The sequence below is a fragment of the Sphingomonas sp. Sphisp66 genome, assembly GCF_047324325.1.
Lineage (GTDB): Bacteria > Pseudomonadota > Alphaproteobacteria > Sphingomonadales > Sphingomonadaceae > Sphingomonas.
Genome location: NZ_CP168508.1, coordinates 969,555 through 995,243 on the forward strand (window position 1 = coordinate 969,555; position 25,689 = coordinate 995,243).

Here is a 25,689-nt window from a genome sequence, read left to right on the forward strand (position 1 = left end):
CTGGCGACGGGCGGGTAAACCAACGCAGATCATGGCCCGGGCCTTAACCCTCTCCGCACGCTTTTCCTCTCCGCATCTTCGCGATTTTACCGCTCCTTAACGCTGTCCGCTTACCTCGTTTGAAGAGATGAGCGAGGGGATTTCGCAAGTGCGCATTTTGATCGTGGACGACGAACCGGCGATGCACGAGTCGTATCGCCAGGTGTTCGGGGCCCGCAGCGCCGGCAAAGCGACTGCGCTGAACACGCTGGCGGCCGAGCTGTTCGGCGACGAGGAGCCGGTGACCAAGGCATCGGCCGGCGACCTGATCGATTTCGACTGCGCGCATTTCAACCAGGGCCTCGACGCCGTCGAGGCGATCCAGGATTCAATCGAGACCGGTGCGCGCTTCGCCGTCGCCTTCATCGACGTGCGCATGCCGCCGGGCATCGACGGCAAGGAGACCGCCCGCCGTATCCGCGCGCTCGATCCCGACATCAACCTGGTCATCGTCACCGGCTATTCGGACTTCTCGCCCCTCGACATCAGCCGCGCCGCCGGCCCGGCGGACAAGATCTTCTACATCGCCAAGCCCTTCCAGGCAGAAGAGGTGATGCAGACCGCGACCGCGCTCGCCCATCGCTGGGAAGCCGACGCCAAGCTGCGCAGCGCCATCACGCTGCTCGAGGAGCAGAAGCTCGAGCTGGCCGCCAATGAATCGCGCGCCGTCCATATCGCCAATCATGACTCGCTGACCGACGCGCCCAATCGCCTCGCCTTCCTCCACATGCTGGGCAAGGCCGTGAAGGGCGACCGCTGCTTCGCCATGGCGATGATGGACCTCGACCGGTTCAAGATCGTCAACGACACGCTCGGCCATCTCGCCGGCGACGAGCTGATCCGCATGGTCTGCGAGATATTGCGCGAGCAGGTGCCGGCCGAAGGCTTTGTCGCCCGCCTGGGCGGCGACGAGTTCGCGATGCTTTATCCGGTCACCGGCGAGGACGAGGCCGAGATGGCCGCCGAGCGGATGCTCAAGGCGGTATCGATCAGCTTCAAGGTATTCGGCCATTCGGTGCAGGGTGGAGCCTCGGTCGGCCTGATGGTCGTCCAGCCGGGCACGATCCACGACCCGATCGACGTGATGCGGCGCGCCGACCTAGCGCTCAACGAAGCCAAGCATGGCGGACGCGGCATGGTGCGCCTGTTCGACGAAGTGATGGACGAGTCGATCCGCTTCCGCCGCCAGATCGAGGGTGGGCTGTCGGAGGCGATCGCCAAGGGCGAGCTCAAGCTGGTCTTCCAGCCGATCGTCGGCCGCGACCAGCTCGAAGTCACCGGTTTCGAGGCGCTGATCCGCTGGTGCAGCCCCGAATACGGCATGGTCTCGCCGGGCATGTTCATCCCGATCGCCGAGGAATCGAACCTGATCCACGAGCTGGGCGACTGGGTGATCGACCGCGCGGTCGAGACGCTCAAGACCTGGCCGGGCCAATATGTCTCGGTGAACTTCTCGCCGCGCCAGTTCCGCCGCCACAACTTCGTGGCGCATGTGATGGAGCGCGTCGCCAATGCCGGCGTCGAGCCGGGCCGCTTCCAGATCGAGATCACCGAGACGGCGATCTTCGACGATGTCGAGCGCGCCGCCGAGACGCTGTTCAAGCTGCGCCAGATGGGTTTCCGCATCGCGCTGGACGATTTCGGCACCGGCTATTCTAGCCTCTACAACATCCGCCGTTTCGCGCTCGATTGCCTGAAGATCGACCGCAGCTTCGTCGACGGCATGGGCCGCGAGCGCGAGAGCGCCGCGATCGTCCATTCGATCATCCATCTCGGCCGCGCGCTGGGCATGGAAGTGGTTGCCGAGGGCGTCGAGACCGAGGCCCAGCTCCAGGCGCTGCGCCTGGCCGGGTGCAGCCATCTCCAGGGTTATTATCTCGCCCGCCCGATGGATGTGGAGGACGCGCTCGTCCTCGCCAACAGGGGCTATATTGGTGACGCGGAGCCCGTGGAGCTCGAGCTGGGCAACGGGACGCACGGCTGATGGCCATCGCGAGGCGCCTGAAGGCGCCGGCCTCGCTCGGCGCGAAACTGGTCCTGATCCTGACCGGCGTCGGCGTGATCGGCGCGGTCGCGCTCACCCTGATGCTGGCCACCGTCATCACGCCGAGCTTCAGCAAGCTGGAGCATGACGCGGTCGACGCCCATGTCGCGCGCACCCAGGCCGTGGTCCACGACGTCTCGGCCAAGGTCGAGCTGGCGGTGCGCGACTATGGCGACTGGACGTCGTCCTACGACTACATGGCCAACCCGACGCGCGCGTTCGAGAAGGAGAGCTTCTCGACACTCGCCATGGTCAATCTCGACGTCAACGCCATGGCCTATGTCCGGCCCGACCGCTCGATCGTGATCGCGCGCTGGCTCGACCTGGAGAAGCAGGCGGATGTGCCGGCGATGCGGGCGCGGCTGACCGATGCGATCGCGCGACTGGATTTCGCCAAGGTACTGGCCGCGTCGAAGGAGAAGAACTCCACGGGCTTCTTCCTGCGGCTGGGCGACACGCTGGTCGCCATGGGCATCGCCCAGGTGCGCCGCAGCGATGGCAGCGGCGATCCGCGCGGCTATGTGCTGATGGCGCGCACCGTCACCGCGGCGCAGCTCAGCAAGCTGCTCGAGCTGCAGGTCAACCTGCCGCTCGACAACCCGGTGGCCGAAGTCACCCAGACTCCCGGCGCCACCCGTACGCAGATCGCCGTGCCGATCCCGGGGCCGGACGGCCGCGCCGTCGCCACCGCCACCTATAGCGTGCCGCGCGATCTATCGACGCTCGGCACCCGCATGCTGGTCCTCGCCGTGGTCGGGTCGTCGATCCTGTTGGCGATCGTCCTGCTCGTGCTGCGCCGGATGATCGCGCGGCTGGTGCTTGCGCCGCTCAAGCGTGTCGAGAGCCATATGGGCGTGGTCCGTGCCTCGGGCACCCTCGGCATGCTCACCGACAAGCAGCGCGACGACGAGATCGGCAGCCTGGTCACCAGCTTCAATTCGATGCTCAAGCAGCTCAAGGACCTGCGCGAGCAGCTCGAGGTGCAGAGCTTCACTTTGGGCCGCAGCGAGAGCGCGGTGGCGGTGATGCACAATGTCCGCAATGCGCTGAACCCGATCAGCACGGTGCTCAGCCAGGGACTAGGTGCCGGCGCGCCGATGGACCGGGCCTTGCTCGACCGCGCGCTTTCCGAGCTGGCGGGCGAGGAAGTGCCTGCAGTGCGCCGCCAGAAGCTGGTCGCCTTCCTGGCCGCTGCGATCGAGAGCATCGAGCAGGAGCGGGCGGACCGGCGCGAGCAGATCGGTATTGGCCGCGAGGCGCTGCACCACGTCCTCGAGATCATCGGCCAGCAGCAGGAAGCCGCGCACGAACGCCCGCCGCTCGATGCCTGCGACATCACCGACATCGTCGCCCAGAACGCCACGATCGCGCGCTATTCGGGCGAGAACTCGATCGCGTTCAGCTTCCCGTCGCGGGCGCATTGGGTAATGGCCAACCGGGTTATCCTCAGCCAGGTGGTCGGCAACCTCTTCGCCAATGCCGCCGAGGCGATCGCGGCGACCGGGCGCGGCAGCGGCTCGATCTCGGTGACGATCCGGGACAAGGGCGACAGCACCGAAATCCATATCCGCGACGACGGTGAGGGCTTCGACCCCTCGGTCGCGCCGACGCTGTTCCAGCGGGGTTTCTCGACCCGGGCGCACAAGTCCGGCGGGCTGGGGCTGCACTGGTGCGCGAACTCCATGCTGGCGATGGAAGGCAAGCTCGAGCTGATCAGCGACGGCAAGGGCACGGGGGCCAAGGCGATCCTGACGCTGGGCACGGCGCGGCTGGCCCAGCCGAGCGGGCTGGCGGCTTAGAAAATCCTCCCTCGCGAAGCGGGGGAGGGGGACCATTCGCATAGCGAATGGTGGAGGGGGCTTCTCCACAGGCGATGGATTGCTCGGAGGGCCTCTACCCCTTCCACCACGCGACTGCGTCGCGCGGTCCCCCTCCCCCGGAGCTGCGCTCCGAGGTAGGATTGGATCAGCGTCGCCCCACAGCCTTACGCGTCCCCGCAACCTCGTCCTTCCGCCGCAGATATGGCGCGACCAGGTTCCTTGCCCGGAACCATTCCTGCCGGTCGGGATCGAGGCTGTCGAAATTGCCGATCACCCGGCGGCAGCCCTCCGCGCGGCACTGGCAGATCATGTGCCAGTTCGATTCCCTGAGCGTCGTCGAATAGTCCCAGGCGATCTCCTCGCCCGGTTCGATCGCGCGGACCGCTACCAGGAACACGCCGGCATCGGTGAAGCGCAGCCCGGCATTGGGGACGCAGCTATGGTTGACCAGGTCGTCGATCCGGCCGGACGGGCCCATATAATGGTCGGGCGTCACCTGGACGAAGCGGTCGCCGCGGCCGCGCATCAGGCTGGGGATCTGGTCGGCGCGGAAGCGGCGGCCGGTGAACTCGATCAGCACGTCGCCCTCGGCAAAGGCGCTCGCCGCATAGACGGCCTTGCCCAGATGGTTGTCGCCCACCTTGAAGAGGTTGCTCGAAGGCCGGTAGCGATCGAACCAGCGCAGCCCGCCGCGGCGCGTGCCGAAGGAGCGCAGCGGGTTGATCGTCGCCAGGCCGATCAGGAACCAGACGCTGGCATGGCAGAGGAACTCGACGATCACATAGCCGAGTTCGGCGACGCCCGGATCGGTCGCGCGGACGGCGACGAGCAGCGTGGCGAGATCGCCGAAGGTCCAGAGGCCCCAGGCCGGCGAGCGCTCGCGGTTGCGATCGGTCCACACGCTCGCCCAGGTCGGCCAGAAGCTCACCGGCACGGCGAGGACGACGAGCATGTGCGCCCAGAAGGCCTCGCGGAAGGCGAGCCACAGGATCAGCGCGGAGAGGCTGGCGGCGATGCAGAAAGTCTCGGTGGGCGAGGGCGGGGCCCAGGACGAGCGGCGCCAGATGCCGAGCGTGACCGCGATGCAGGCGACCGAGCTAAGCGCGAACACCCAGCCCTGCGGCGCGCCGGGGTTCACCGCGGCATAGGTCAGCGCCTCGAGCGTGGTCGCCGCGCTCCAGATCAGCCAGGACGCGCGGTTCGGCTCGACCAGCTCGCGACGCAGCCCGATCAGGTAGGTCGCATAGCCCGCAAAGCTGAATCCGATCGCCAGAAAGAACCAGATATCGGCGGTCAAAACGCTCCCTCCCAAACGAAGCGTTTACCATGTCCCGGATTCGCCGTCTACGCGCGACTCGCGGTGAATCCGCGAGTCGCAGGAAGTCACTTAGCGGTGGAAGCTCAGAGATCCGCCCCGCAATCCTTCACCGCTTCCAGCACGATCGGCGCCCATTCCTTGCGGCAGATCAGCAGGTCCGGGATGCTCGTGCTGGGCTGGTTGTAGACGATCGGGCTGCCGTCGATCCGCGAGGCATGGAGGCCGGCGGCGAGCGCCACTGCGACGGGCGCGCAATTGTCCCATTGGTGCTGACCGCCCGAATGGAGGTAGATCTCGGCTTCGCCGCGGACCACCGCCATCGCCTTCGCGCCGGCCGAGCCCATGCCGATATGCACCGCGCCGATCCGCTCGCCGACGCCGGCGCAGAGCGCGCTCGGGCGGGTGCGGCTGACCAGCATGCGCGGGGGCAGTTCCCCTTCAGGCAGCGCGGGCGGGCAGTCGCTGGAGAGGGTGCAGCCCAGCCGGGGCAGGGCGACGGCGCCCACCGCCGGCGCGCCGTCGATGGCGAGTGCGATATGCACCGCCCAGTCGCCGCGGCGCTCGGCGAATTCGCGGGTGCCGTCGAGCGGATCTACGATCCATACCCGGCTGGCGGAGAGCCGGGCGGGGTCGTCGGCGGATTCCTCGGAGAGGATTGCGTCGTCTGGACGGGCGAGCGCGAGCGCGGCGAGGATCAGGGCGTTGGCCTCACGGTCGCCGCGGTCGCCACCGGCACATTCGCCCTGGATGCGCAGCAGCAGCGCGCCTGCCTCCTCGGCGACTTCCCGGGCGAGTTCGGCGTCGGTCAAATCACCGGACTCCAGGTGCCCATGATCGTCTCAACGATCCGTTCGGCGGCTTCCTCCGGCGTCTCCTTCGTCGTGTTCACGCGGATCTCCGGGTTCTGCGGCGCCTCATAGGGGCTGGAGATGCCGGTGAAGTTGGCGATCTGGCCGGCGCGGGCCTTTTTGTAGAGCCCCTTCACGTCGCGCGCCTCGGCCACGTCGAGCGGGGTGTCGACGAAGATCTCGAAGAACTCGCCTTCGGGCAGCATCGCCCGCACCAGCTCGCGCTCCGCCCGGAAGGGGGAGATGAAGGCGGTGAGGACGATCAGCCCGGCATCGGTCATCAGCCGGGCGACTTCGCCGACGCGGCGGATGTTCTCGATCCGGTCGGCATCGGTGAAGCCCAGGTCCTTGTTGAGCCCGTGCCGGATATTGTCGCCGTCGAGCAGGAAGCTGTGCTTGCCCATCGCGTGGAGGCGCTTCTCGACCAGATTGGCGATGGTCGACTTGCCCGAGCCGGAAAGGCCGGTGAACCACAGCAGGCGCGGGGCCTGGTGCTTCTGCCGGGCATGCGCCTCGCGGTTGATCTCGACCGCCTGCCAATGGACGTTCTGGGCGCGGCGCAGCGCGAAGTTGAGCATGCCCGCGGCGACGGTGGCGTTGGTCGCCTTGTCGATCAGGATGAACCCGCCCAGATCCTTGCTGTCGGCATAGGCCTCGAAGGCGATGCCGCGATCGGTATAGACCTCGGCCACGCCGATGTCGTTGAGCCCCAGCGTCTTCACGCTGAGCTCGGCCATGGTGTTGACGCAGATCGCGTGGCGCGGCGGCTGAACGGTGGCGCTTACCATCTGGGTGCCGAGCTTGAGCCAATATGCGCGGCCCGGCAGCATCTCGGCCTGGTCCATCCACACGATCGTCGCCTGGAACTGGTCCGCGACCTGGGGCGGCGCATCGGCGGTGGCGATCACGTCGCCGCGCGAGCAATCGACTTCGTTTGCGAGGGTGATCGTCACGCTCTCGCCGGCAACGGCTTCGGCCTTGTCGCCGCCGAAGCCGACGATCCGCGCCACCGTGGTCGTCTGGCCCGAGGGCAGGATGCGCACCTTGTCACCGGGCCTGACGCTGCCCGAGGCGATCATGCCGGCGAAACCGCGGAAATCGAGGTTGGGGCGGTTCACCCATTGCACCGGCAAGCGGAAGGGGCGTGCGGCATCGGCATCCGCATCCAGCGCGACCGTCTCCAGATGCTCGAGCAGCGCCGGCCCGGCATACCAGGGCGTGTTCGCGCTCGGTCCGGTGATGTTGTCGCCCTTGAAGCCCGAGATCGGGATCGGGGTGAAGGCGGTGATGCCGATGCTCTCGGCGAACGCGCGATAGTCCGCGACGATTGCGTCGTACGCGGCCAGATCATAGCCGATCAGGTCCATCTTGTTCACCGCCAGCACGATGCGGCGGATGCCCAGCAGGTGGCATAGATACGAGTGGCGCCGCGTCTGGGTGAGCACGCCCTTGCGCGCATCGATCAGGATCACGGCAAGGTCGGCGGTCGAGGCGCCGGTCACCATGTTGCGGGTGTACTGTTCGTGGCCGGGCGTGTCGGCGACGATGAACTTGCGCTTCTCGGTTGCGAAGAACCGGTAGGCGACGTCGATGGTGATGCCTTGCTCGCGCTCGGCGGCGAGGCCGTCGACCAGCAGCGCGAAATCGATCTCGCCGCCCTGGGTGCCGACGCGCTTGCTGTCGGCCTCTAGGCTGGCGAGCTGGTCCTCGAAGATCATCTTCGAATCGTAGAGCAGCCGGCCGATCAGCGTGGACTTGCCGTCATCGACGCTGCCGCAGGTGATGAAACGCAGCAGCGACTTGTTCTGGTGCAGCTGGAGATAGGCGGAGATGTCGGACGCGATGAGCGCGTCGGGGCGGTAGGAGGTCATGCGTGTTCTCCCAGCCCGTCGTCATTTCCCAACCCGTCATCCCCGGGCAGGTGGGGATCCAGGGTAACAGAGCGACGTCCTTCATGACTCTGGATCCCCGCCTTCGCGGGGATGACGGGGAAGGGGGTGGGGGTGGTGAAGAGAGAAGAGGTCGAAGCGGGCCGCATCAGAAATACCCCTCCTGCTTCTTCTTCTCCATCGACGCCGCCTGGTCGTGGTCGATCGCGCGGCCCTGGCGTTCGCTGGTGGTGGTCAGCAGCATCTCCTGGATGACCGCCTCCAGCGTATCCGCTTCGCTCTCGACCGCGCCGGTGAGCGGGTAGCAGCCGAGGGTGCGGAAGCGGACCGAGCGTTCCACCGGCACTTCGCCGGGATTGAGCCGGAAGCGCTCGTCATCGACCATCAGCAGCAAGCCGTCGCGTTCCACCGTCGGGCGGGGTGCGGCGAAATAGAGCGGGACGATCTCGATCCCCTCGGCGAGGATGTATTGCCAGATGTCGAGCTCGGTCCAGTTGGAGAGCGGGAAGACGCGGATGCTCTCGCCCTTTTGCTTGCGGGCATTGTAGAGCCGCCACAGCTCGGGGCGCTGATTCTTGGGGTCCCAGCGATGCGTCGCGGTGCGGAAGCTGAACACGCGCTCCTTGGCGCGGCTCTTCTCCTCGTCGCGCCGCGCGCCGCCGAACGCCGCGTCGAAGCCGTATTTGTCCAGCGCCTGCTTGAGCCCCTCGGTCTTCCACATGTCGGTGTGGCGGCCGCCATGGTCGAAGGGATTGATCCCCTGCGCCTCGGCCTCGGGGTTCTTGTAGACGATCAACTCCATGCCGGCGTCGCGTGCCGCCTTGTCGCGCAGATCGTACATCGCGCGGAACTTCCAGGTCGTGTCGACATGGAGGAGCGGGAAGGGCGGCGGCGCCGGGTAGAAGGCCTTTCGCGCGAGGTGGAGCATCACCGCGCTGTCCTTGCCGATCGAATAGAGCATCACCGGGCTTTCGGCCTCGGCGACGACTTCGCGCAGGATGTGGATGCTCTCGGCTTCGAGCCGCTGGAGGTGCGTCAGCCGCGCGGCCGGAATCGTTCCCGCAGCGCCAGCGCTCGCCTGTGTCTCCGTCATGTTCCCGGAATGCAGCATGGCGGGCGATTTAGGAAGCCGCTCGCGGCGGCGCGATCTAGATAATGTTTAGCGCGGCATACCGGCTACCCAGCGGCATGTAACAGGCGTAAGGCGTTGTTCGGGCGGGGGCAAATCGAGTCGGAGAGACCGAGGATGCACCAAGAGGGGTTTGAAGGGCCGCGTTCCTACGCGGAGCCGAAGGCGTTTGCATTCGATGGCTGGTCGATGGTTCCTATCGCGCCACCGCCTGCCGAAACGCCGATAGCAGAGGCGGCGTTTGCCGAAGTACCGGTCGAGCCGCAGCCCGCCTGATTTCCACGGTTAGCAGTTCTTGAACCAATTTCGGTGCACAATCCGGTGGTGCGCCGCGCTTCCAAGCGCCTGGGCGCCGGGGAGGGAATTGGTGGCTGCTTCCATATCCGCCGTATCGTCGGACAGGCCGGTAAAGGGGATCATCCTTGCGGGCGGTGCCGGCACGCGCCTGTATCCCGCGACGCTCTCGATCTCGAAGCAGCTGCTGCCGGTCTTCGACAAGCCAATGATCTATTATCCGCTGTCGGTGCTGATGCTCTCCGGCATCCGCGACATCCTGATCATCTCCTCGCCCCGTGACCTGCCGATGTTCCGCCTGTTGCTGGGCGATGGATCGGCCTTCGGGATCAACTTCGAATATGCCGAGCAGCCTGCCCCCGAAGGCCTGGCCCAGGCCTTCCTGATCGGCGAGCAGTTCCTCGATGGCGGCCCGGCCGCGCTGATCCTGGGCGACAACATCTTCCATGGCGACGGGCTGGCGGCCAAGGGCCGCGCCGCCGCCGAGGCCGCCGCGCAGGGCCAGGCGAGCGTCTTCGCCTATCAGGTCGACGATCCCGAGCGCTACGGCGTCGCCACCTTCGATCCCGAGACCGGCAAGGCCACCAGCATCGTCGAGAAGCCTGCTGAGCCCAGGTCGAACTGGGCAGTGACCGGGCTCTATTTCTTCGACAACCAGGTCGTCGACATCGCCCGTACGCTGAAGCCCAGCCCACGCGGCGAGCTGGAGATCACCGATGTGATCTCGGCCTATCTGGAGCGGGGCAATCTCAACGTGAACCGGCTCGGCCGCGGCTATGCCTGGCTCGACACCGGCACGCATGACAGCCTGCACGATGCCGGCAGTTTCGTGCGGACGATCGAGAACCGCCAGGGCATCAAGATCGCCTGCCCGGAGGAGATCGCCTTCGACCTGGGCTATCTCGACGCACAGATGCTGCTCGCTCGCGCCGATACGATGGGCAAGACCGACTATGCGCGGTACCTGCGCCGCTGCGTGGAAGCGGCTGCCGCATGACCTTTCTCGAGCCGATCGCCTCGGCCCCGAAAATGCGCCGGGTGCTGGTCACCGGTGGTGCGGGCTTCATCGGCTCGGCAGTCTGCCGGCTGCTGGTGGCGAAGCGCTACCGCGTCGTCTGCGTCGACAAGCTCACCTATGCCGGCAACATGGCGTCGCTCGGCAGCATCATGGGCCGTCCCAATTTCCGCTTCGTCGGCGCCGATATCGGCGACGCCGCGCAGCTCCACCGGCTGATGCGCGACGAGCGGATCGAGGGGGTGATGCATCTGGCTGCCGAGACGCATGTCGATCGCTCGATCGACAGCCCGGCAGCGTTCGTCGAGACCAACGTCCTCGGCACCGTCCGCCTGCTCGACGCCGCGCTCGAGCATTGGCGCGGGATGCCCGAGGCGAAGCGCGCGGGCTTCCGCTTCCACCATATCTCCACCGACGAAGTGTTCGGCGACCTGCCGTTCGACAGCGGGGTGTTCACCGAGACGACCCCCTATGCGCCGTCCTCGCCCTATTCGGCGAGCAAGGCCGCCTCGGATCATTTCGTCCGCGCCTGGCACGAGACCTATGGGTTGCCCGTGGTGCTGTCGAACTGCTCGAACAATTACGGGCCGCATCACTTCCCCGAGAAGCTGATCCCGCTGGTCATCCTCAACGCGCTCGAGGGCAGGGAACTGCCGATCTACGGCAAGGGCGCGAACGTCCGCGACTGGCTGTACGTCGATGACCATGCCGAGGCGCTGGAGCAGGTGCTGACTCGGGGCCGGGCCGGCGAGACCTATCTGATCGGCGGCCGGCAGGAGCGCACCAACCTTCAGGTCGTAGAGGCGATCTGCGACCTGCTCGATGCGAAGGTCGGCGGGCGGCAACATCGCGACCTGATCCGCTTCGTCAGTGACCGGCCGGGGCATGACCGGCGCTATGCCATCGATCCGTCGAAGATCGGGGCGGAGCTGGGCTGGACGCCGCGCGAGAGCTTTGAGACCGGGCTGGCGAAGACGGTAGACTGGTATCTGGGGAACCGGGACTGGTGGGAGCCGATCCGCGCCGGGACCTATCAGGGCGAGCGGCTGGGGGTTCTCTGAACCAGGCCCGGCATGACGGGAACGGTTGCGGCATGACCCTTCCTTACTTTCCCCGGCGAAGGCTGGGGCCCAGTACTTGAAAGTGACGCGCCTTGGCGCGTCTTCGACGCGCACTGTTTAGCCTGGGCCCCAGCCTTCGCCGGGGAAAGACTCAGTTCGAGACCCCGCCGATCCAGCTGCGCGTCACGTCCAGCGCGTCATCCACCAGCACCATGTCCGCCCGGTACCCCGGCGCGATCCGGCCCAGCGCGCCGCCGAGCCCCAGGAACGCCGCCGGCGTCGCCGAGGCCATGTGCGCCGCGACCTCCAGCCCCACGCGGCCCTGTTCCATCATCCCCTTCACCGCGCCGGCCATGGTCAGCGTCGATCCGGCCAGCGTGTTGTCGGCGCCGAGCAGCCGGTCGCCGTCGCGGTGGATCTCGCGGCCATGGATCAGGAAGATGGTCTCGTCGCTGCCGACGCTCGGCATCGCGTCGGTCACCAGCATCAGCCGCTCGGGGCCCTTGGCGCGCAGTGCCACGCGCAGCGTCGCCGGGTGGAGGTGATAGCCATCGGCGATGATCCCGGCGAAGACTTCGGGATCCTCCAGCGCCGCGCCGACCATGCCAGGCGCGCGGTTGAGCAGCGGCGACATCGCGTTGAAGAGATGGGTGAAGCCGGTCAGCCCATTGTCGATGGCATCGCGGACGGTCTCGTACCCGGCATCGGAATGGCCGGCCGAAACGATCACCCCGGCGGCGACCAGCCGAGCGACCTGTTCCGGCGTCGCCGTCTCGGGCGCCAGCGTCACCAGCGTCCTGCCGCGCCGGCCCGATTCCAGCAGCGCCAGGAATTCGTCGCGCAGCGGCTGGATCTTGCTCTCGCTATGGATGCCGCGCCGGACTGGGTTGAGGAACGGCCCCTCGATATGGATGCCGAGCACGCCGGGCACGCCCGCCTCGATCGCGGCATCGACCGCGCGGATGCCGGCCTCGACCACCGACAGGTCGTCGCTGATCAGCGTCGGCAGCAGCCCGGTGGTGCCGTAGCGCCGGTGGGTCTCGGCGATCACCCGGATCGTCTCTACGCTCGGATCGTCGTTGAACAGCCGGCCGCCGCCGCCATTGACCTGCACGTCGATGAAGCCGGGAAGCAGGGTGCCGCCGCCCAGGTCGATCCGTTCGGCGCCCGCCGGCGGTTCGGGCAGGATCGCGGCGATCCGCTCGCCTTCGGTCACTACACATGCATCGTCGCGCCAGCCTTCGGCCAGCAGCATGCGACCATTGACCAGCGCCTTCATGCGAGGGCGTCCAGCACCTTGCCCAGGCTGCCCTGCGCCGCCGCGAGCCTGGCCTCTGCATCGCCGGCATCGAGCCCGCGGGCGACCAGCACCGCCTTCTTGATGTCCAGCCCGGCGGCATCGAGCGCCGCCTCGGCCGGGCCTTCGCCGACGCCGGCCAGCGTCCCGACCATCCGGATCGCGCGGACGCGCAGCTTGGCGTTGGAGACCTGCATGTTCACCATAAGCCCGTGGTGAACGAGCCCCAGGCGCAACATGATCCCGGTGGAGATCAGGTTGAGCGTCACCTTCTGCGCCGTGCCCGCCTTCATCCGGGTCGATCCGGCCACCACTTCGCTCCCGGTATCGGCCAGGATCGCGTGCTCCGCCGCCGCCAGCACCGGCGTGCCGGCATTGTTGGAAAGGCCGATGGTCAGCGCACCGGCCGCCCGCGCGGCTTCCAGCGCGGCGATCACATAGGGGGTGCGCCCACTCGCCGCGACGCCGATCAGCACGTCGTTCGGCCCGATCTCCTCGGCGGCCACTGCGGCGAGTGCCGCCTCGCGGCTGTCCTCGGCGCCTTCCTGAGTTCGGGTCAGCGCGGCCGGGCCGCCGGCGATCAGGAAGGCCAGCCGCGTGAAGGGCCAGTTGAAGGTGGGGGTGAGTTCCACCCCGTCCTGCACGCCGATCCGGCCCGAGGTGCCGGCACCGGCATAGGCGATGCGTCCGCCATGACGCAGGCGATCGGCGGCGGCGTCGATCGCGGCCGCCATCGCGACGGTCTGGCTTTTCAGCGCGGCGAGGGCGGCGATCTGTGCCTCGAGCATCGCCTCCACCGCGGTCTCGGTGGGCCAGCGGTCGATCTCGCGATAGCGGGGGTCGGCAGTCTCAGTTGGCATCGGGCTTCCGGGTCGGCAGGGCGGTGGCAGGCAGGCCGGCGAGCAGCAGCGCGCCGTCGAGCGGATCGGAGACGGCGTCGGTGAGCCGCGCCACGGTGCGCGCGCGCAGCCAGGGCCTGATCCGCAGGGCGAGGCCGCCGGCCAGCGCGCAGCGGACGGCGCCGCGGGCGAAGATCGTCTCGATGAAGCGCTCGATATGCTGGGCGGCGTCCTCGACGATCGATCGGGCGATCGCGTCGTTGTTCTCGGCATAGTCCATCACCAGCGGGGCGAAGGCGGCATAGTCCTTGGGCGTCGCCGCATCCATCCAGGCGACGGCGCGCGCGGTGTCGTGCCCGAAGCCGGCGGTGACGGCGTGGCTGAGCGGGGTGACCTCGCTCCGGCCGTCGAGCGCGCGCAGCGCATGCCGCATCGCGCTGAGGCCGAGCGCGGCGCCGCTGCCCTCGTCCGAGATCGGGAAGCCATAGCCGCCGATGGTGAAGCTGGTTGAGCCGACGCGGACCTCGGCGACGCTGCCGGTGCCGATGATCAGCGTCGCGCCCTCCGCGCCGCCATGCGCGCCGAGATTGGCGATCGCCGCGTCGGTGACGAACTCGGTCGAGGCGAAGGGGAAGGGCAGGGCGGCGAGCTGCTCGCGCATGCCGGGGCGCGAGATGCCGGCGATGCCCATGCCCGCGCGGATCGTCGCGACCTGCGCTTCGTCGAGCCCGGCGGCGCCGATCGCCTGGCCGGCGACGTCACGCAGCACAAGGTGGAGCTTCTCGATGCCGATCCGGGTATTGGCCGGGCCACTCTCGCCGATGCCCAGGACCCTGCCGTCCGCATCGGTCAACCGGCTGCGGCAATGGCTGCCGCCTGCGTCTATGCCGAGGAAATAGGCCATGTTCGCTCCCTACAGCAGCCGTGCCGGGCTTTGCCATGCCGAACCGCCCGGGGGCCATAATCCACAGATATGGCTGGGCAAGGTCAGGTGGGGCCTTTCGGTGCCCCGCGACAAATACGTAAATTTACCAGTTTTCCCGCGCGCCGGCCGGGCGCAGGGTTCGTGCCGGTTCAGTGAGTGAAGCGGTCATGCAAGCGAGTGTGAAGCGTAGAAAGCCCGAATCCGAAGCGAAGATCAGCGCCTGCGGGCGCATGGCGCTCCGTGATGTCGCGGTCCTCTCGGGTGAAGAACTGCTTCTGCGCTTCGGCGCCTCGACCCCACAGCAGTTGATCGACCTGATCGTTGCCGCCATCCGCAAGGGTGACGACGACGAAGTCGCGGCGATCGACGGGCGGCTGCGGGAAGTCGAGCGGCTGGCGCGCAGGCAGGGGGCTGGCCTTCCCGGCGGTGCTCCCCCGGGCCGGGAAGGCTAGAACCGCGCTTCCTCATAGACCCGGCGGATGTCGCCGCCCCAGTCGCCGTTGAAGCGGTCGAGCAGGATTTGCGCGGGCACCTTGCCGGTGCGCACCACCTCGCGCAGCGGATCGAGGAAGCCGCTCTCGTTGTCGCCCGAGGCGTTGAGCCGGCCGCGCGCATTGAGCCCTGCTGCCGCGATGTCGAGCACTTCGCCGGCGATGTCCCTGAGCTTGCCGCCACCCGGCAGCGGCGCGTCGAGCGCGAGCTTCGGCACCGAGCTGCGCAGCGTCTCGCGCTCTTCCATCGACCAGCCCTTGACCAGGTCCCAGGCGGCGTCGAGCGCGCCCTGATCGTAGAGCAGGCCGACCCAGAGCGCGGGCAGGGCGCAGATCCGGCCCCAGCGGCCGCCATCGGCACCGCGCATCTCGAGGAAGGTCTTGAGGCGCACTTCGGGGAAGGCGGTGGAGAGATGGTCCGCCCAGTCGTCCATCGTCGGCTTGTGGCCGGGATAGGCGGGCAGCTCGCCCTTCAGGAAGTCGCGGAAGCTCTGGCCGGCGGCATCGATGTACTTCCCGTCGCGGTAGACGAAGTACATCGGCACATCGAGCGCGTACTCGGCGTAGCGCTCATAGCCGAAGCCGTCCTCGAACACGAAGGGCAGCATGCCGGTGCGCGCCGGATCGGTGTCCGACCAGATGTTCGAGCGGAAGCTGAGGAAGCCGTTGGGCTTGCCCTCGGTGAAGGGCGAGTTGGCGAACAGGGCTGTCGCCAGCGGCTGCAGCGCCAGGCCGACGCGGAACTTCTGCACCATGTCCGCCTCGGACGCATAATCCAGGTTCACCTGGATCGTGCAGGTGCGCAGCATCATGTCGAGGCCGAGATTGCCCACGCGCGGCATGTGCCGCAGCATGATGGCATAGCGGCCCTTGGGCATGATCGGCAGCTCGGCGCGGGTCTTGTCGGGCCACATGCCGAGGCCGAGGAAGTTGAGGCCGAGCTTGTCGCCGACCTGCTTCACCTGCTCGAGGTGCCGGCCGGTCTCGCCGCACGTCTCGTGGAGATTCTCCAGCGGCGCGCCAGAAAGCTCGAGCTGGCCCGCGGGCTCCAGGCTGACCGTGCCGTCCGGGCCGGACAGCGCGATGACATTGTCGCCTTCCAGCACCGGCGTCCAGCCGAACTGGGTCAGCTCGCCCAGCAGGTCGCGGATGCCGCCCTGCTCGTCATAGCTGGGGGCGTGGAAGTCCTTGGTCGCGAACACGAATTTCTCGTGCTCGGTGCCGATGCGCCAGCGTTCCTTTGGCTTCTCGCCCTTGGCGAAATACTCGATCAGCTGGGCGCGGTCCTCGATCGGGGCCGAAACCTTGTTGCTCTCGGTCTTGGTGCTCATGCGAAGGTCTCGACGGGAGGGATCTGGCGCCGGTGGCGCAATACGGGAACGCGCGAACGTACGTCTTCGACGCGGGCAAGGTCGATCTCGGCCGAACCGAGCCCGGCCTCCTCGCCCATGTCGAGCAGCACTTCCCCCCAGGGATCGATGACCAGCGAATGGCCATAGGTGGCGCGGCCATCTTCGTGCTCGCCGGTCTGGGCGGTGGCGATCAGGTACGCGGCCGCCTCGATCGCGCGGGCGCGCAGCAGCACGTGCCAATGCGCCTGCCCGGTCGGGCGGGTGAAGGCGGCGGGGACGGAGAGGGCGGTGGCGCCCGCATCGCTCAGCGCGCGGAACAGGTCCGGGAAGCGCATGTCGTAGCAGATGGCGAGGCCCAGCCTGCCGATCGGCGTATCGACCAGGATCGCCCGCTCGCCGCGATTATAGGTGTTGGACTCGCGCCAGCTCTCGCCGGTTGCCAAGTCGACGTCGAACAGATGGAGCTTGTCGTAGCTCGCCTTGATCGCGCCGGTGCCGTCGATGACGAAGCCGCGGTTCAGGAACTTGCCGCCCTCCCCCTTCAGTGCGAGCGAACCGAGATGGACCCAGATGCCGTGCTTCGCCGCCGCCTCGCGGGTCGCGGCGAGGACCAGGTCCTGCTCCTCGGCCACGACATGCTGGCGTGCGCGCTCGCGATTGCCGTCGAGCAGGCCGGACATTTCGGGCGTGAACAGCATCGCGCTGCCCTCCGTCGCCGCCTTCGCCACGCCATCGGTGATGGTGCGCGCATTGGCGGCCGGGTCGATCCCGCTCGTCATCTGCAGCAGGCTGGCCTTCATCGATTTCCTCCCCCGTTGGCCGGGATCAGCCGTTCTTCGGCTTGCCGACGCCGACCAGCTTCAGGCCGGCGCGCTCGGCATCGACGGCGGGATAGACGTTGCGCAGGTCGACGAGCAACGGCGCCTTGAGCAGCGACTTGATCCGGTCGAGATCGAGCGCACGGAACGCGTCCCACTCGGTCACGATCACCAACGCGTCGGCACCGTCCGCCGCGGCATAGGCACTCTCGCTGAACTCGACGTTCGGCAGCAACGGCCTCGCCTGTTCGAATCCTTCGGGATCATAGGCCTTGATCGTCGCGCCGGCATCTTCCAGCGCGGCGACGATCGACAGGCTCGGCGCATCGCGCATGTCGTCGGTGTTCGGCTTGAAGGTCAGGCCGAGGATGCCGACCGTCTTGCCGCGAACATCGCCGCCCATCGCCTTGATGACTTTGCGGCCCATGGCGCGCTTGCGGGCGTCGTTCACCTGCACGGTCGCCTCGACGATGCGCAGCGGCGTTTCGTTGTCGCCGGCGGTCTTGAGCAGCGCCAGCGTGTCCTTGGGGAAGCACGAGCCGCCATAGCCCGGGCCGGCATGGAGGAACTTCGAGCCGATGCGGTTGTCGAGGCCGATGCCACGCGCGACTTCCTGCACGTCGGCGCCGACTTCCTCGCACAGGTCGGCGATCTCGTTGATGAAGGTGATCTTGACCGCCAGGAACGCGTTGGCGGCGTATTTGATCAGCTCGCTGGTGCGGCGGCCGGTGAACAGGATCGGCGCGCTCTGGTTGAGCGAGAGCGGACGGTAGATCGCGCGCATCACTTCGCGGGCGGCCTCGTCGTCGGTGCCGACGACGACGCGGTCCGGGCGCTTGAAGTCCTCGATCGCGGCGCCTTCGCGCAGGAATTCGGGGTTGGAGACGACCTTGGCGCCAGCGTTCGGTGCCACTTCGGCCATGATCCGCTCGACTTCGTCGCCGGTGCCCACCGGCACGGTCGACTTGGTGACGATCACGCTGGGCCGGTTCAGGTTCTCGGCAATTTCGCGCGCGGCCGCGAAGACATAGCTGAGATCGGCATGGCCGTCACCGCGGCGGCTCGGGGTGCCGACCGCGATGAACACGGCGTCCGCGTCCTTGACGCCTTCGGCCAGATCGGTGGTGAAGGACAGGCGACCGGCCTTGACGTTCGAGGCGACCAGCGCGTCGAGCCCGGGCTCATAGATCGGCATCACGCCCTGATGGAGGAGCTCGATCTTGCGGGCGTCCTTGTCGACGCAGACCACCTCATGGCCGAAATCCGAGAAACAGGCGCCAGAAACCAGGCCGACATAGCCCGTGCCGATCATCGCGATGCGCAACGTGGATCCCCTTGGGAAGAAATTATGCTGCGCAGATAGCGACGCCTGCGTCCGGGGCAAGGGGCCGCGTGGCGCTCCTCTCCGGCGTGGTGGGCGAGAAAAGCGTGGGCAACAAAAAAGGCGGCCTCAGGCCGCCTTCCAGATTTGTCGTCCGGGCCGGTCAGCACGGCCTCGATTGAGGTCGCTCCACCGCCGGCCCGGATGAACGTTCCTTTTAGAACGGACGGATCTCGCTGCCGCCACCTTCACGGAACAGAAGGGTCAAAAACGCGAACATTGGTAGTCTCCCATCGGTGCGCACGAGTGCGCGATTCGCGTGGTTAAAGATAGCTTAACGATGAATCAATCCGGATTTCTGCGGAGTTGGCTTTGGCAAAAGCGTTTTGCGGGCGTGATTTAACCGTTCCTTCAAGGGTTTGGGGCTAGACCCAGGGGGCATGTCGGCACGCAAAGAGCCTTTGGCGCCCTTGGCCATCGCTGCGCCCAGCGCGGTACCGAATTCCGTGGAACACGCGGAAATCGCGAGGGAATTTGTGCGAATTCAGAGTTCTCGCGAAGGCGCGGAGATCAATCTGCGCGAACGCCGCCCCGGCGCGCCGGGCAAGCGCGAATTGCACCGGGCAAGTAACGATCGTCACATTGAAGGTCGTTACTGGAGCATTCTCGGACTTTGCGAGATTGCCAATTTCGCGTCGCTCCGCCGCCATCTGGGCCGGGCGCGCGCCGATTCGCTGGTGCTCGACGTGGCCCAGCGGCTCTCCGAGATCGTCCCGGACGTCCGTATCGCCGCCGCAAGCCGCGCGATCATCGAGATCATGTTCGAGCGGGAATCGCCCGAAGCCGCCGCCGACGACATCGAGCGGATCAGCAAGGCCTTCCTCCGCGCGCTCGACCTGGACGGCGAGCCCCACCAGCTCCAAATGCATTTCGGCGTCGCCGCCGCGCCTTCGGTCGAGGACGACGAGGTGCTGCTCGCCGAGGCCGCCGAATCCGCGCTGGACCAGTCACGGGTCGATGGCCGGGTGGTGATGCTCGACCTGTCGCGCGCCGACCTCGCCTTCGACAAGCTCACCCTGATGCGCGAGCTGCCCCGCGCGATCGCCAATGGCGAGATGTTCCTGCAATATCAGCCCAAGGTGCATGTCCGCCGCCAGGAGATCGCCAGTGCCGAGGCGCTGGTCCGCTGGCAGCACCCGACCCGCGGCCTGATCCTGCCGGGCGACTTCATCTCGGTCGCGGAGCAGGCGGGCGAGATCAGCCGGCTGACGCTGTGGACGCTGCGCCAGGTGATCGAGGACCAGAGGAAGCTGCGCGAGGACGGCTTCGACATGCTGCTCTTCGTCAACATCTCCGGCCAGCTCCTCGCCGATCCCGCCTTCGTCAACGAAGTGTGCGAGATGCTGGCGAACACCGATGCCAAGCTCGGCTTCGAGATCACCGAGACCGCGGTGATCCGCGATCCGGAAAGCGCGATCCGCCACCTGCAGTTCTTCGCCGACAGCGGGGTCACGCTCGCCATCGATGATTATGGCGCGGGGCTTTCCTCGCTCGCCTATCTGAAGAAGCTGCCGGCGCGCGAGCTCAAGATCGACAAGATGTTCGTGTTGCAGCTGACCAGCAGCAACCGCGATCCGCTGATCGTGCGCTCGACGATCGACCTTGCCCATGCCCTGGAGATGGAAGTCACCGCTGAGGGCGTGGAGACGCCGTCCGCGCTCGCGCTGCTCAGCGTGATGGGCTGCGACATGGTCCAGGGCTTCCTGATCTCGCGCCCGCTTGGGCTCGATGCGTTCCGCAAGTTCCTCGCGGACGATGGCCATCTCGAAAATGCGAACGGCCCCGCTTCGTTCGTCCGCCCCGAGAGCTTCTGGAAGCGCGCCTGATGCGCGCCCTTCCGCGCTTCTTCCTTGCCCTTGCGGCGCTGTTCACCGTCCTGCCGGCTGCCGCGCAGATCGCGCCCCAGGCCAAGTCGGAATTCCCCCTGGCGATCCAGCAGGAGATCCAGGCGGCCAAGGACAACATGATGTCCGACCAGGCCGAGGCGCTGCGCCATGCCGGGGCGATCGATACGCTGGCGCAGAAGCTTCCCGACGAGCGGCAGCGGGTACTCGCGCTCGCCACTGCGCGCTGGCTGGCGGCCGAGGCGCATCTGCGCAACGACGAGCCGGCCCAGGCGGCGCCCTTGCTCACCGAGGGGCTGCGGCTGGTCAAGCCGATCCAGGAATCGATCAAGCTGCGCGGCGACCTGCTGATGTCGCAGGGCGCGCTGTTCATGTCGCGCGATCAGGCCGTGCAGGCGCTCGACAGCTATCAGAATGCCTATCGTGTCTTTGGCGACGTGAAGGAGCCGCGCAGCCAGGCGATAGCGCTGCAGGGTATCGGGTCGCTGTACAGCGTGGCGCGCGACGATGCCCGCGCCGAGCAATATTATCGCCAGGCCGCCGAGATCTATGACGACGATCCGGCGCTGTCGCTCTCGCTGCACAACAGCCGCGGCAATGTGCTGCAGACGCTCGATCGCAATGCCGAGGCGATCAAGGAATATGACGCGGCGATCACCATCGCGCGCCAGATGGGCAAGCCCGTGCTCGAGGCATGGATGCTCAGCAACCTCGCCCGTGCGCAGATCGCGCTCAAGCAGCTCGACGCGGCGGACCGCACCGTCACCCGCGGGTTCGAGCTGCTGCGCGGCGCCGATGCGGATGTCCTGCGCCGCCACATGCTGGCGACGGCGGCCGAGGTCGCCTCGCAGCGCGGCGACAATGACCGGGCATTGCGGATGATCCGCCAGGCCTTTGACGGCATCGACCTTGCCAAGAGCCGGGTGGAGTTCCGCAACGACCATTATTTCGCCTATCAGATCTTCACCCGCGCCGGCGATGCGCGCTCGGCGCTGGGGCATCTCGAGGCGCTGAAGCGGCTGAACGACGAGGCGACCAAGGTGGCGACCACCACCGGCGCCGCGCTGATGGCGGCGCAGTTCAACTGGGCCAAGCAGCAGAACGACATCCTCCAGCTCAAGACGCGCGAGGCCGAGGGCCGCGCCCGCTACCAGCTGACCATCTTCCTGCTGGTCGGCGCAGCGACGGTGATCGTGATGGGTGCGCTCGGCTGGGGCCTTCTCACGATCCGCCGCAGCCGCAACCAGGTGCGCGCCGCCAATATCGTGCTGGGCGAGACCAATGTCGCGCTGGAAAAGGCGCTCAAGGCCAAGACCGAGTTCCTCGCGACGACCAGCCACGAGATCCGCACGCCGCTGAACGGCATCCTCGGCATGACCCAGGTCATGCTGTCCGATCCGAAGCTCGAGGCGCAGATCCGCGAGCGGATCGGCATCGTCCACGGCGCCGGCGTCACCATGCGCGCGCTGGTCGACGACATTCTCGACGTCGCCAAGATGGAGACGGGCAACCTCAGCGTCGAGGCGGCGCCGGTGGACCTTTGCGCCACGCTGCGCGACGTCACCAAGCTCTGGGAAGAGCAGGCGCGCGCCAAGGGGCTGAGCTTCCGGCTCGAGCTGAGCCACGCGCCGCACTGGATCGTCAGCGATGCCACCCGGCTGCGCCAGGTGGTGTTCAACCTGCTCTCCAACGCGATCAAGTTCACCGAGAAGGGCGGCGTCACCCTGCGCGCCGTGGCCGAGGGGGAGGGCGATGCCCGCCGCCTCAAGCTGGCCATCGAGGACACCGGCATCGGCATCCCGGCGGGCAAGTTCGAGGAGATCTTCGAGAGCTTCCGCCAGGTCGACACCAGCACCACGCGCCGCTTCGGCGGCACCGGGCTGGGCCTTGCCATCTGCCGCAACCTCGCCCGTGCCCTGGGCGGCGACATCATGGTCGAGAGCGAGGACGGCAAGGGCTCGCGCTTCGTCGTCGATCTGCCCCTGGTCCTGGCCGAGGCGCCCGAGGCAGCCGCCGTCACCGAAAGCGCGGGCGGGCTCGACCTGGTCGTGCTCGACCGCAACCCGATCGCCCGCTCGATGCTGCGCACCCTGCTCGAGCCGCGCGTCGCCCGGCTGCGCTTCGCCGGCTCGGTCGCCGAGGCGCTGCCGATGCTCGCGGAAGGGGATGTCGGGCACCTGCTCGCCGACGAGGCGACGCTCAAAGCCGAGGCGGATGGCCCCGTCCAGGCGCTCGCCGCGCTGCGTGTCGGCGGGGAAGGCATTGCCCACACCATTCTCTGGCTCAGGCCGGATGCCGAGACATCGGCTGAGCTGATTGCGGCAAGTGGCGGCAGGATAATCGAAAAACCCATTACCGGGGCAAGCCTGATCGATGCTATCATTCCCCCCTCGGAAGAAAATTCCGATGAGCGGAAGGGGGACCCGCTTGTATCTCGGGCGGCTTAGGGCGATAGCACACCGGACATGACAAAAACGGTCGCGCGCATCTCGGGGAAACCGGTCGCCACGGGCGGACGGGCATGAACATCCTCTTCATTGAAGACGATCCGATGAACCGTCGGGTCGTGAAGGACATGCTCGACGTCGCAGGGGCCACGATGGCCGAAGCCAGCTGGGCCGAGGAGGGCCTCGCCATGCTCGACGCCGAGACCTTCGACGTCGTGCTCGTCGATCTGCGCATGCCGGGGATGGACGGATTCGAGACGATCGAGCGCATCCGCGCACGCGGCGATGCGAAGGGCGAGATTCCGGTCATCGTCGTCACCGCCGACACCGCGCTCGACCTGCGCGAGCGTTGCCTCGCCGTGGGTGCCGACGACGTGCTGTTCAAGCCGGTTGCGATGGACGCGCTGTTCGATTCGATCGGCCGCGTGCTCGCGATCCGGGGCGGCGGGGGCATGATCCTCTAGCTTTAGGCGGCGCCGGCCCGCACCCCCACGCGGCCACCCATATGATACTGCCGTTGGGTGGCCGGGTGGGGGTGCGGGCTGGCGCCGATCCCCGCGAAAGCGGGCAAGCTATCTGGCGATGCCGATCACTGCGCTTGCCGTATAGCCGTCGGCGACGCTGCCGCTCATCGCCGGGGTCTGCTGGGCGATCTGGGCGCTGCTGTTGTCGCCGAACACATTGTCGCCGCTCAGGCTCACGCCTGCGAAGTTGCGGATGCTCGACGAATAGCCGCTCGATCCGTTGTAGACCGTGCTGCACGCCGCGCTCGGCAGGGCGAGCTGCGAGACCAGGGTGGCGTAGCGCCCGCCTGTGGTGTTCGCCAGGCTCGAGAACACTTCGAAATGGATGTGCGGCCAGCGCCCGGCATAGCAGCCGGGGAAAATGGTGTTGAAACGCACCTGGCCGTTGCTGTCGGTCACCCCCACGCCGCGCAGATAGCTTTCCGCCGGCAGGTCGTAGAGCGAGTATTTCCCGTCTCGGTCGCAGTGCCAGATATAGATGGCATAGCCGGCCAGCGGCGCGCAGGCGGCGTTCACGTCGACCAAAGTGAGCGTCAGCACCACCTGCACGCCCGCCGCGGTGGCGGTCGAGCTGCCAAGGAAGGACGCGCGGATGTCGCTGCGGACCACGTTCGCGGCGGTGAGCACGTTCGAGGTGACGCCGCTCGAAGTGTTGGTGCCGTCGGCGGGATAGGGCCCGTTGGTCTCGGTCGGATCGGCCACGCAGCTGCCGCTGGTGGCGGTCGCGCTCGCGCTCGGTGTCGGGGTGGTCGTGGCCGTTGGGGTCGGCGTCGGCGTCGCGGTTGCCGCGCTCGAACTGCTGCTCGTGCTCCCGCTGCCCGATCCGCCGTCGCAGGCGGCCAGCACCGCCGCGCCGCTCGCGCCGGCGAACCAGCCTAGTGCGCGGCGGCGGCTGGCCAGCCGGGTCATTGCCTTCAGGTCATGGGCCAGGCCCAGGTCGTGCGCGTCGTGATGGTCCATCTTGCCTCCTTGGTCGGGAGGCTTCAGTCACATGCCGGACACACAAGGGGATTTCGCACGGTCGCGGAATGTTGCGGCGTTTTGCAGGTTCAGGCCGGCAGTCGCACCCGCACGCGCCCGCCGCCGTCCGGGCGATTCTCCAGCGACACCTCGCCGCCATGCGCCTCGGCGATCGAGCGGACGATCGCCAGACCCAGCCCGGTGCCGCCGGTCTCCCGGTTGCGCGAAGTCTCGCCGCGCACGAAGGGAGCGAACAGCGCCTCTGCCCGCGCCAGGTCGAAGCCGCGCCCATCGTCTTCGACGAGCACGTCCACCTTGCCCTCGCCCAGGCTCCAGCGCAGCCGCGCGCGCTCGCCATAGCGCACCGCATTCTCGATCAGGTTGGCGAACAGGCGGCGCAGCGCCGCGCTGTTGCCGCGCACCACCGCGCGCGGCCCGGCCTCGACGCTCACCGGCTTGCCTGCGGTGGCGAGGTCGTCGACCAGGCTCTCGATCAGGCTGCCCAGGTCGAGCTTCTCGTGCGGCGCCCCGTCGCGGCCGTCGCGGGTGAAGCTCAGCGCGGCCTTGAGCATCGCGCGCATCTCCTCGATGTCCGCTTCGGCCCGCAGCCGGGAGTCGTCGGGCAGCTGCTCCACCCAGAAGGCGATCCGCGACAGCGGCGTGCCCAGGTCGTGCGCGATCGCGCCCAGCATCGCACTGCGGTTCTCCGCCTCGTGCAGGATGCGCTCCTGCATCGAATCGAGTGCCCGGGCGAGCTCATGGACCTCGCGCGGGCCCTTTTGCGGGATCGGCTGGCGGGCACCCAGCCGCACCCGGGTCGCGGCGCCGGCCAGCTCGCGGATGGGCCGCGAGATGCGCCGCGCCACGCCCCAGGCGAGCAGCGAGAGCACCAGCAGCACGCCGAGCATCCCGAGCAGCCGGGCAAGGTGCCAGCGGGTGAAGGCAGGCCGGAACAGGCTCGATGCGACGATCCAGCCATTGCCGTCCTCCAGCGCGACGGTGAAGCTGCCGTGCATGTCCTGCTCGGGATCGCGCGCGGGAAACTGGTAGAGGCCGTGGATCCGCTCGACCGGCACGCCGATGAGCCGGGCGATCGCCGCGTCGCGCGGGGGGGAGGGGCGCTCGTTCTCGCGGCCGAACTTGTCCTCCTGCGTGCGGGCGACCGTCATCCGCGCCTGCGCGGTGGTCGGCACGATGCCGGTGCGCAGCGCCTCGGCAAGGCGGGCGAGCGGCAGCGGTCCCGGCCCCGGCGGCGGGCCGTTGAACATGATCGTGAACTGCGTCGTCGTCGCGATCAGCGCCGCGGCGATGACGAGCAATACGATCGGGACGGTGATCGAGCGCCGGGTCACGG

20 protein-coding genes are annotated in these 25,689 nt (G+C 67.8%); 8 read left to right on the forward strand and 12 right to left on the reverse strand.

Translation table 11 applies throughout. The features are described 5' to 3' along the window. Positions 1–127 precede the first annotated feature (127 nt). Entirely contained in the window at positions 128–2,023 is a 1,896-nt protein-coding gene (locus ACEN8G_RS04765) for a putative bifunctional diguanylate cyclase/phosphodiesterase (RefSeq protein WP_413415353.1), read from the forward strand. Further along, complete coding sequence (locus ACEN8G_RS04770) at positions 2,023–3,882, forward strand: CHASE4 domain-containing protein (RefSeq protein WP_413415354.1); 1,860 nt, start codon at positions 2,023–2,025, stop codon at positions 3,880–3,882. Before ACEN8G_RS04765 ends, ACEN8G_RS04770 begins: the two co-directional genes overlap by 1 nt. A gap of 166 nt (positions 3,883–4,048) precedes the next feature. Here the strand turns inward: ACEN8G_RS04770 and ACEN8G_RS04775 are convergent, their stop codons facing one another. The 4 genes from ACEN8G_RS04775 to cysD form a co-directional block, all read right to left on the reverse strand. Then, entirely contained in the window at positions 4,049–5,200 is a 1,152-nt protein-coding gene (locus tag ACEN8G_RS04775; protein ID WP_413415355.1) for an SET domain-containing protein, read from the reverse strand. A gap of 104 nt (positions 5,201–5,304) precedes the next feature. After that, a complete protein-coding gene (locus ACEN8G_RS04780) occupies positions 5,305–6,030 on the reverse strand; it encodes a 3'(2'),5'-bisphosphate nucleotidase CysQ (RefSeq protein WP_413415356.1) in 726 nt (241 codons plus the stop codon). Next, the gene (gene cysN / locus ACEN8G_RS04785) at positions 6,027–7,940 is read right to left on the reverse strand and encodes a sulfate adenylyltransferase subunit CysN (RefSeq protein WP_413415357.1); all 1,914 of its coding nucleotides are present in this window, start codon (positions 7,938–7,940) and stop codon (positions 6,027–6,029) included. The genes ACEN8G_RS04780 and cysN overlap by 4 nt, the downstream gene beginning before the upstream one ends. Positions 7,941–8,106: 166 nt before the next feature. Then, positions 8,107–9,051: a sulfate adenylyltransferase subunit CysD gene (gene cysD / locus ACEN8G_RS04790; RefSeq protein WP_413415520.1), complete on the reverse strand. Its 945-nt coding sequence runs from the start codon at positions 9,049–9,051 to the stop codon at positions 8,107–8,109. A gap of 403 nt (positions 9,052–9,454) precedes the next feature. Here cysD and rfbA point away from each other — a divergent pair, with 403 nt between their 5' ends. Together rfbA and rfbB are read left to right on the forward strand one after the other, a co-directional pair. Next, on the forward strand, positions 9,455–10,378 hold the full coding sequence (rfbA, locus tag ACEN8G_RS04795) for a glucose-1-phosphate thymidylyltransferase RfbA (protein WP_413415519.1): 924 nt from the start codon (positions 9,455–9,457) through the stop codon (positions 10,376–10,378). Then, positions 10,375–11,457, forward strand: coding sequence for a dTDP-glucose 4,6-dehydratase (gene rfbB / locus ACEN8G_RS04800; RefSeq protein ID WP_413415517.1), 1,083 nt, complete (start codon positions 10,375–10,377; stop codon positions 11,455–11,457). Before rfbA ends, rfbB begins: the two co-directional genes overlap by 4 nt. 151 nt (positions 11,458–11,608) lie before the next feature. Here the strand turns inward: rfbB and nagA are convergent, their stop codons facing one another. From nagA to ACEN8G_RS04815, 3 genes are read right to left on the reverse strand one after another with little or no spacing between them, the layout of a single operon-like run. After that, positions 11,609–12,736, reverse strand: a complete 1,128-nt coding sequence (gene nagA / locus ACEN8G_RS04805; protein WP_413415516.1) for an N-acetylglucosamine-6-phosphate deacetylase — start codon at positions 12,734–12,736, stop codon at positions 11,609–11,611. Continuing rightward, entirely contained in the window at positions 12,733–13,614 is an 882-nt protein-coding gene (locus ACEN8G_RS04810; RefSeq protein ID WP_413415515.1) for an N-acetylmuramic acid 6-phosphate etherase, read from the reverse strand. Before ACEN8G_RS04810 ends, nagA begins: the two co-directional genes overlap by 4 nt. After that, positions 13,604–14,497, reverse strand: a complete 894-nt coding sequence (locus ACEN8G_RS04815) for a BadF/BadG/BcrA/BcrD ATPase family protein (protein WP_413415514.1) — start codon at positions 14,495–14,497, stop codon at positions 13,604–13,606. Before ACEN8G_RS04815 ends, ACEN8G_RS04810 begins: the two co-directional genes overlap by 11 nt. Before the next feature lie 188 nt (positions 14,498–14,685). Between ACEN8G_RS04815 and ACEN8G_RS04820 the strand changes: the two genes are divergently transcribed. Then, positions 14,686–14,970: a hypothetical protein gene (locus ACEN8G_RS04820; RefSeq protein WP_413740746.1), complete on the forward strand. Its 285-nt coding sequence runs from the start codon at positions 14,686–14,688 to the stop codon at positions 14,968–14,970. On the opposite strand, the gene ACEN8G_RS04825 is transcribed toward ACEN8G_RS04820, so the two are convergent. From ACEN8G_RS04825 to ACEN8G_RS04835, 3 genes are read right to left on the reverse strand one after another with little or no spacing between them, the layout of a single operon-like run. Then, entirely contained in the window at positions 14,967–16,340 is a 1,374-nt protein-coding gene (locus tag ACEN8G_RS04825) for a glutamate--cysteine ligase (protein ID WP_413415512.1), read from the reverse strand. The genes ACEN8G_RS04820 and ACEN8G_RS04825 overlap by 4 nt on opposite strands. Then, on the reverse strand, positions 16,337–17,161 hold the full coding sequence (locus ACEN8G_RS04830) for a carbon-nitrogen hydrolase family protein (RefSeq protein ID WP_413415511.1): 825 nt from the start codon (positions 17,159–17,161) through the stop codon (positions 16,337–16,339). Before ACEN8G_RS04830 ends, ACEN8G_RS04825 begins: the two co-directional genes overlap by 4 nt. Before the next feature lie 25 nt (positions 17,162–17,186). After that, on the reverse strand, positions 17,187–18,503 hold the full coding sequence (locus tag ACEN8G_RS04835; RefSeq protein WP_413415510.1) for a UDP-glucose dehydrogenase family protein: 1,317 nt from the start codon (positions 18,501–18,503) through the stop codon (positions 17,187–17,189). Positions 18,504–19,036: 533 nt separating this feature from the next. On the opposite strand from ACEN8G_RS04835, the gene ACEN8G_RS04840 reads away from it, so the two are divergent. The 3 genes from ACEN8G_RS04840 (at position 19,037) to ACEN8G_RS04850 (ending at position 23,315) form a co-directional block, all read left to right on the forward strand. Then, complete coding sequence (locus tag ACEN8G_RS04840) at positions 19,037–20,386, forward strand: putative bifunctional diguanylate cyclase/phosphodiesterase (RefSeq protein WP_413415509.1); 1,350 nt, start codon at positions 19,037–19,039, stop codon at positions 20,384–20,386. Continuing rightward, positions 20,386–22,851: an ATP-binding protein gene (locus ACEN8G_RS04845; RefSeq protein WP_413415508.1), complete on the forward strand. Its 2,466-nt coding sequence runs from the start codon at positions 20,386–20,388 to the stop codon at positions 22,849–22,851. The genes ACEN8G_RS04840 and ACEN8G_RS04845 overlap by 1 nt, the downstream gene beginning before the upstream one ends. Before the next feature lie 74 nt (positions 22,852–22,925). Next, a complete protein-coding gene (locus tag ACEN8G_RS04850; RefSeq protein ID WP_307118310.1) occupies positions 22,926–23,315 on the forward strand; it encodes a response regulator in 390 nt (129 codons plus the stop codon). 108 nt (positions 23,316–23,423) lie between these two features. On the opposite strand, the gene ACEN8G_RS04855 is transcribed toward ACEN8G_RS04850, so the two are convergent. Both ACEN8G_RS04855 and ACEN8G_RS04860 read right to left on the reverse strand, forming a co-directional pair. Beyond that, positions 23,424–24,335: an intradiol ring-cleavage dioxygenase gene (locus ACEN8G_RS04855; protein ID WP_413419356.1), complete on the reverse strand. Its 912-nt coding sequence runs from the start codon at positions 24,333–24,335 to the stop codon at positions 23,424–23,426. An 89-nt stretch (positions 24,336–24,424) separates the two neighbouring features. Then, the gene (locus ACEN8G_RS04860) at positions 24,425–25,687 is read right to left on the reverse strand and encodes an ATP-binding protein (RefSeq protein WP_413740747.1); all 1,263 of its coding nucleotides are present in this window, start codon (positions 25,685–25,687) and stop codon (positions 24,425–24,427) included. Positions 25,688–25,689 lie beyond the last annotated feature (2 nt).

Coding starts and splice junctions, on each gene's coding strand:
- ACEN8G_RS04765 (WP_413415353.1), top strand. CDS start 128: ATGAGCGAGGGGATTTCGCAAGTGCGCATTTTGATCGTGGACGACGAA.
- ACEN8G_RS04770 (WP_413415354.1), top strand. CDS start 2,023: ATGGCCATCGCGAGGCGCCTGAAGGCGCCGGCCTCGCTCGGCGCGAAA.
- cysN (WP_413415357.1), bottom strand. CDS start 7,940: ATGACCTCCTACCGCCCCGACGCGCTCATCGCGTCCGACATCTCCGCC.
- cysD (WP_413415520.1), bottom strand. CDS start 9,051: ATGACGGAGACACAGGCGAGCGCTGGCGCTGCGGGAACGATTCCGGCC.
- rfbB (WP_413415517.1), top strand. CDS start 10,375: ATGACCTTTCTCGAGCCGATCGCCTCGGCCCCGAAAATGCGCCGGGTG.
- nagA (WP_413415516.1), bottom strand. CDS start 12,736: ATGAAGGCGCTGGTCAATGGTCGCATGCTGCTGGCCGAAGGCTGGCGC.
- ACEN8G_RS04810 (WP_413415515.1), bottom strand. CDS start 13,614: ATGCCAACTGAGACTGCCGACCCCCGCTATCGCGAGATCGACCGCTGG.
- ACEN8G_RS04815 (WP_413415514.1), bottom strand. CDS start 14,497: ATGGCCTATTTCCTCGGCATAGACGCAGGCGGCAGCCATTGCCGCAGC.
- ACEN8G_RS04820 (WP_413740746.1), top strand. CDS start 14,686: ATGCAAGCGAGTGTGAAGCGTAGAAAGCCCGAATCCGAAGCGAAGATC.
- ACEN8G_RS04825 (WP_413415512.1), bottom strand. CDS start 16,340: ATGAGCACCAAGACCGAGAGCAACAAGGTTTCGGCCCCGATCGAGGAC.
- ACEN8G_RS04830 (WP_413415511.1), bottom strand. CDS start 17,161: ATGAAGGCCAGCCTGCTGCAGATGACGAGCGGGATCGACCCGGCCGCC.
- ACEN8G_RS04845 (WP_413415508.1), top strand. CDS start 20,386: ATGCGCGCCCTTCCGCGCTTCTTCCTTGCCCTTGCGGCGCTGTTCACC.
- ACEN8G_RS04850 (WP_307118310.1), top strand. CDS start 22,926: ATGAACATCCTCTTCATTGAAGACGATCCGATGAACCGTCGGGTCGTG.
- ACEN8G_RS04855 (WP_413419356.1), bottom strand. CDS start 24,335: ATGGACCATCACGACGCGCACGACCTGGGCCTGGCCCATGACCTGAAG.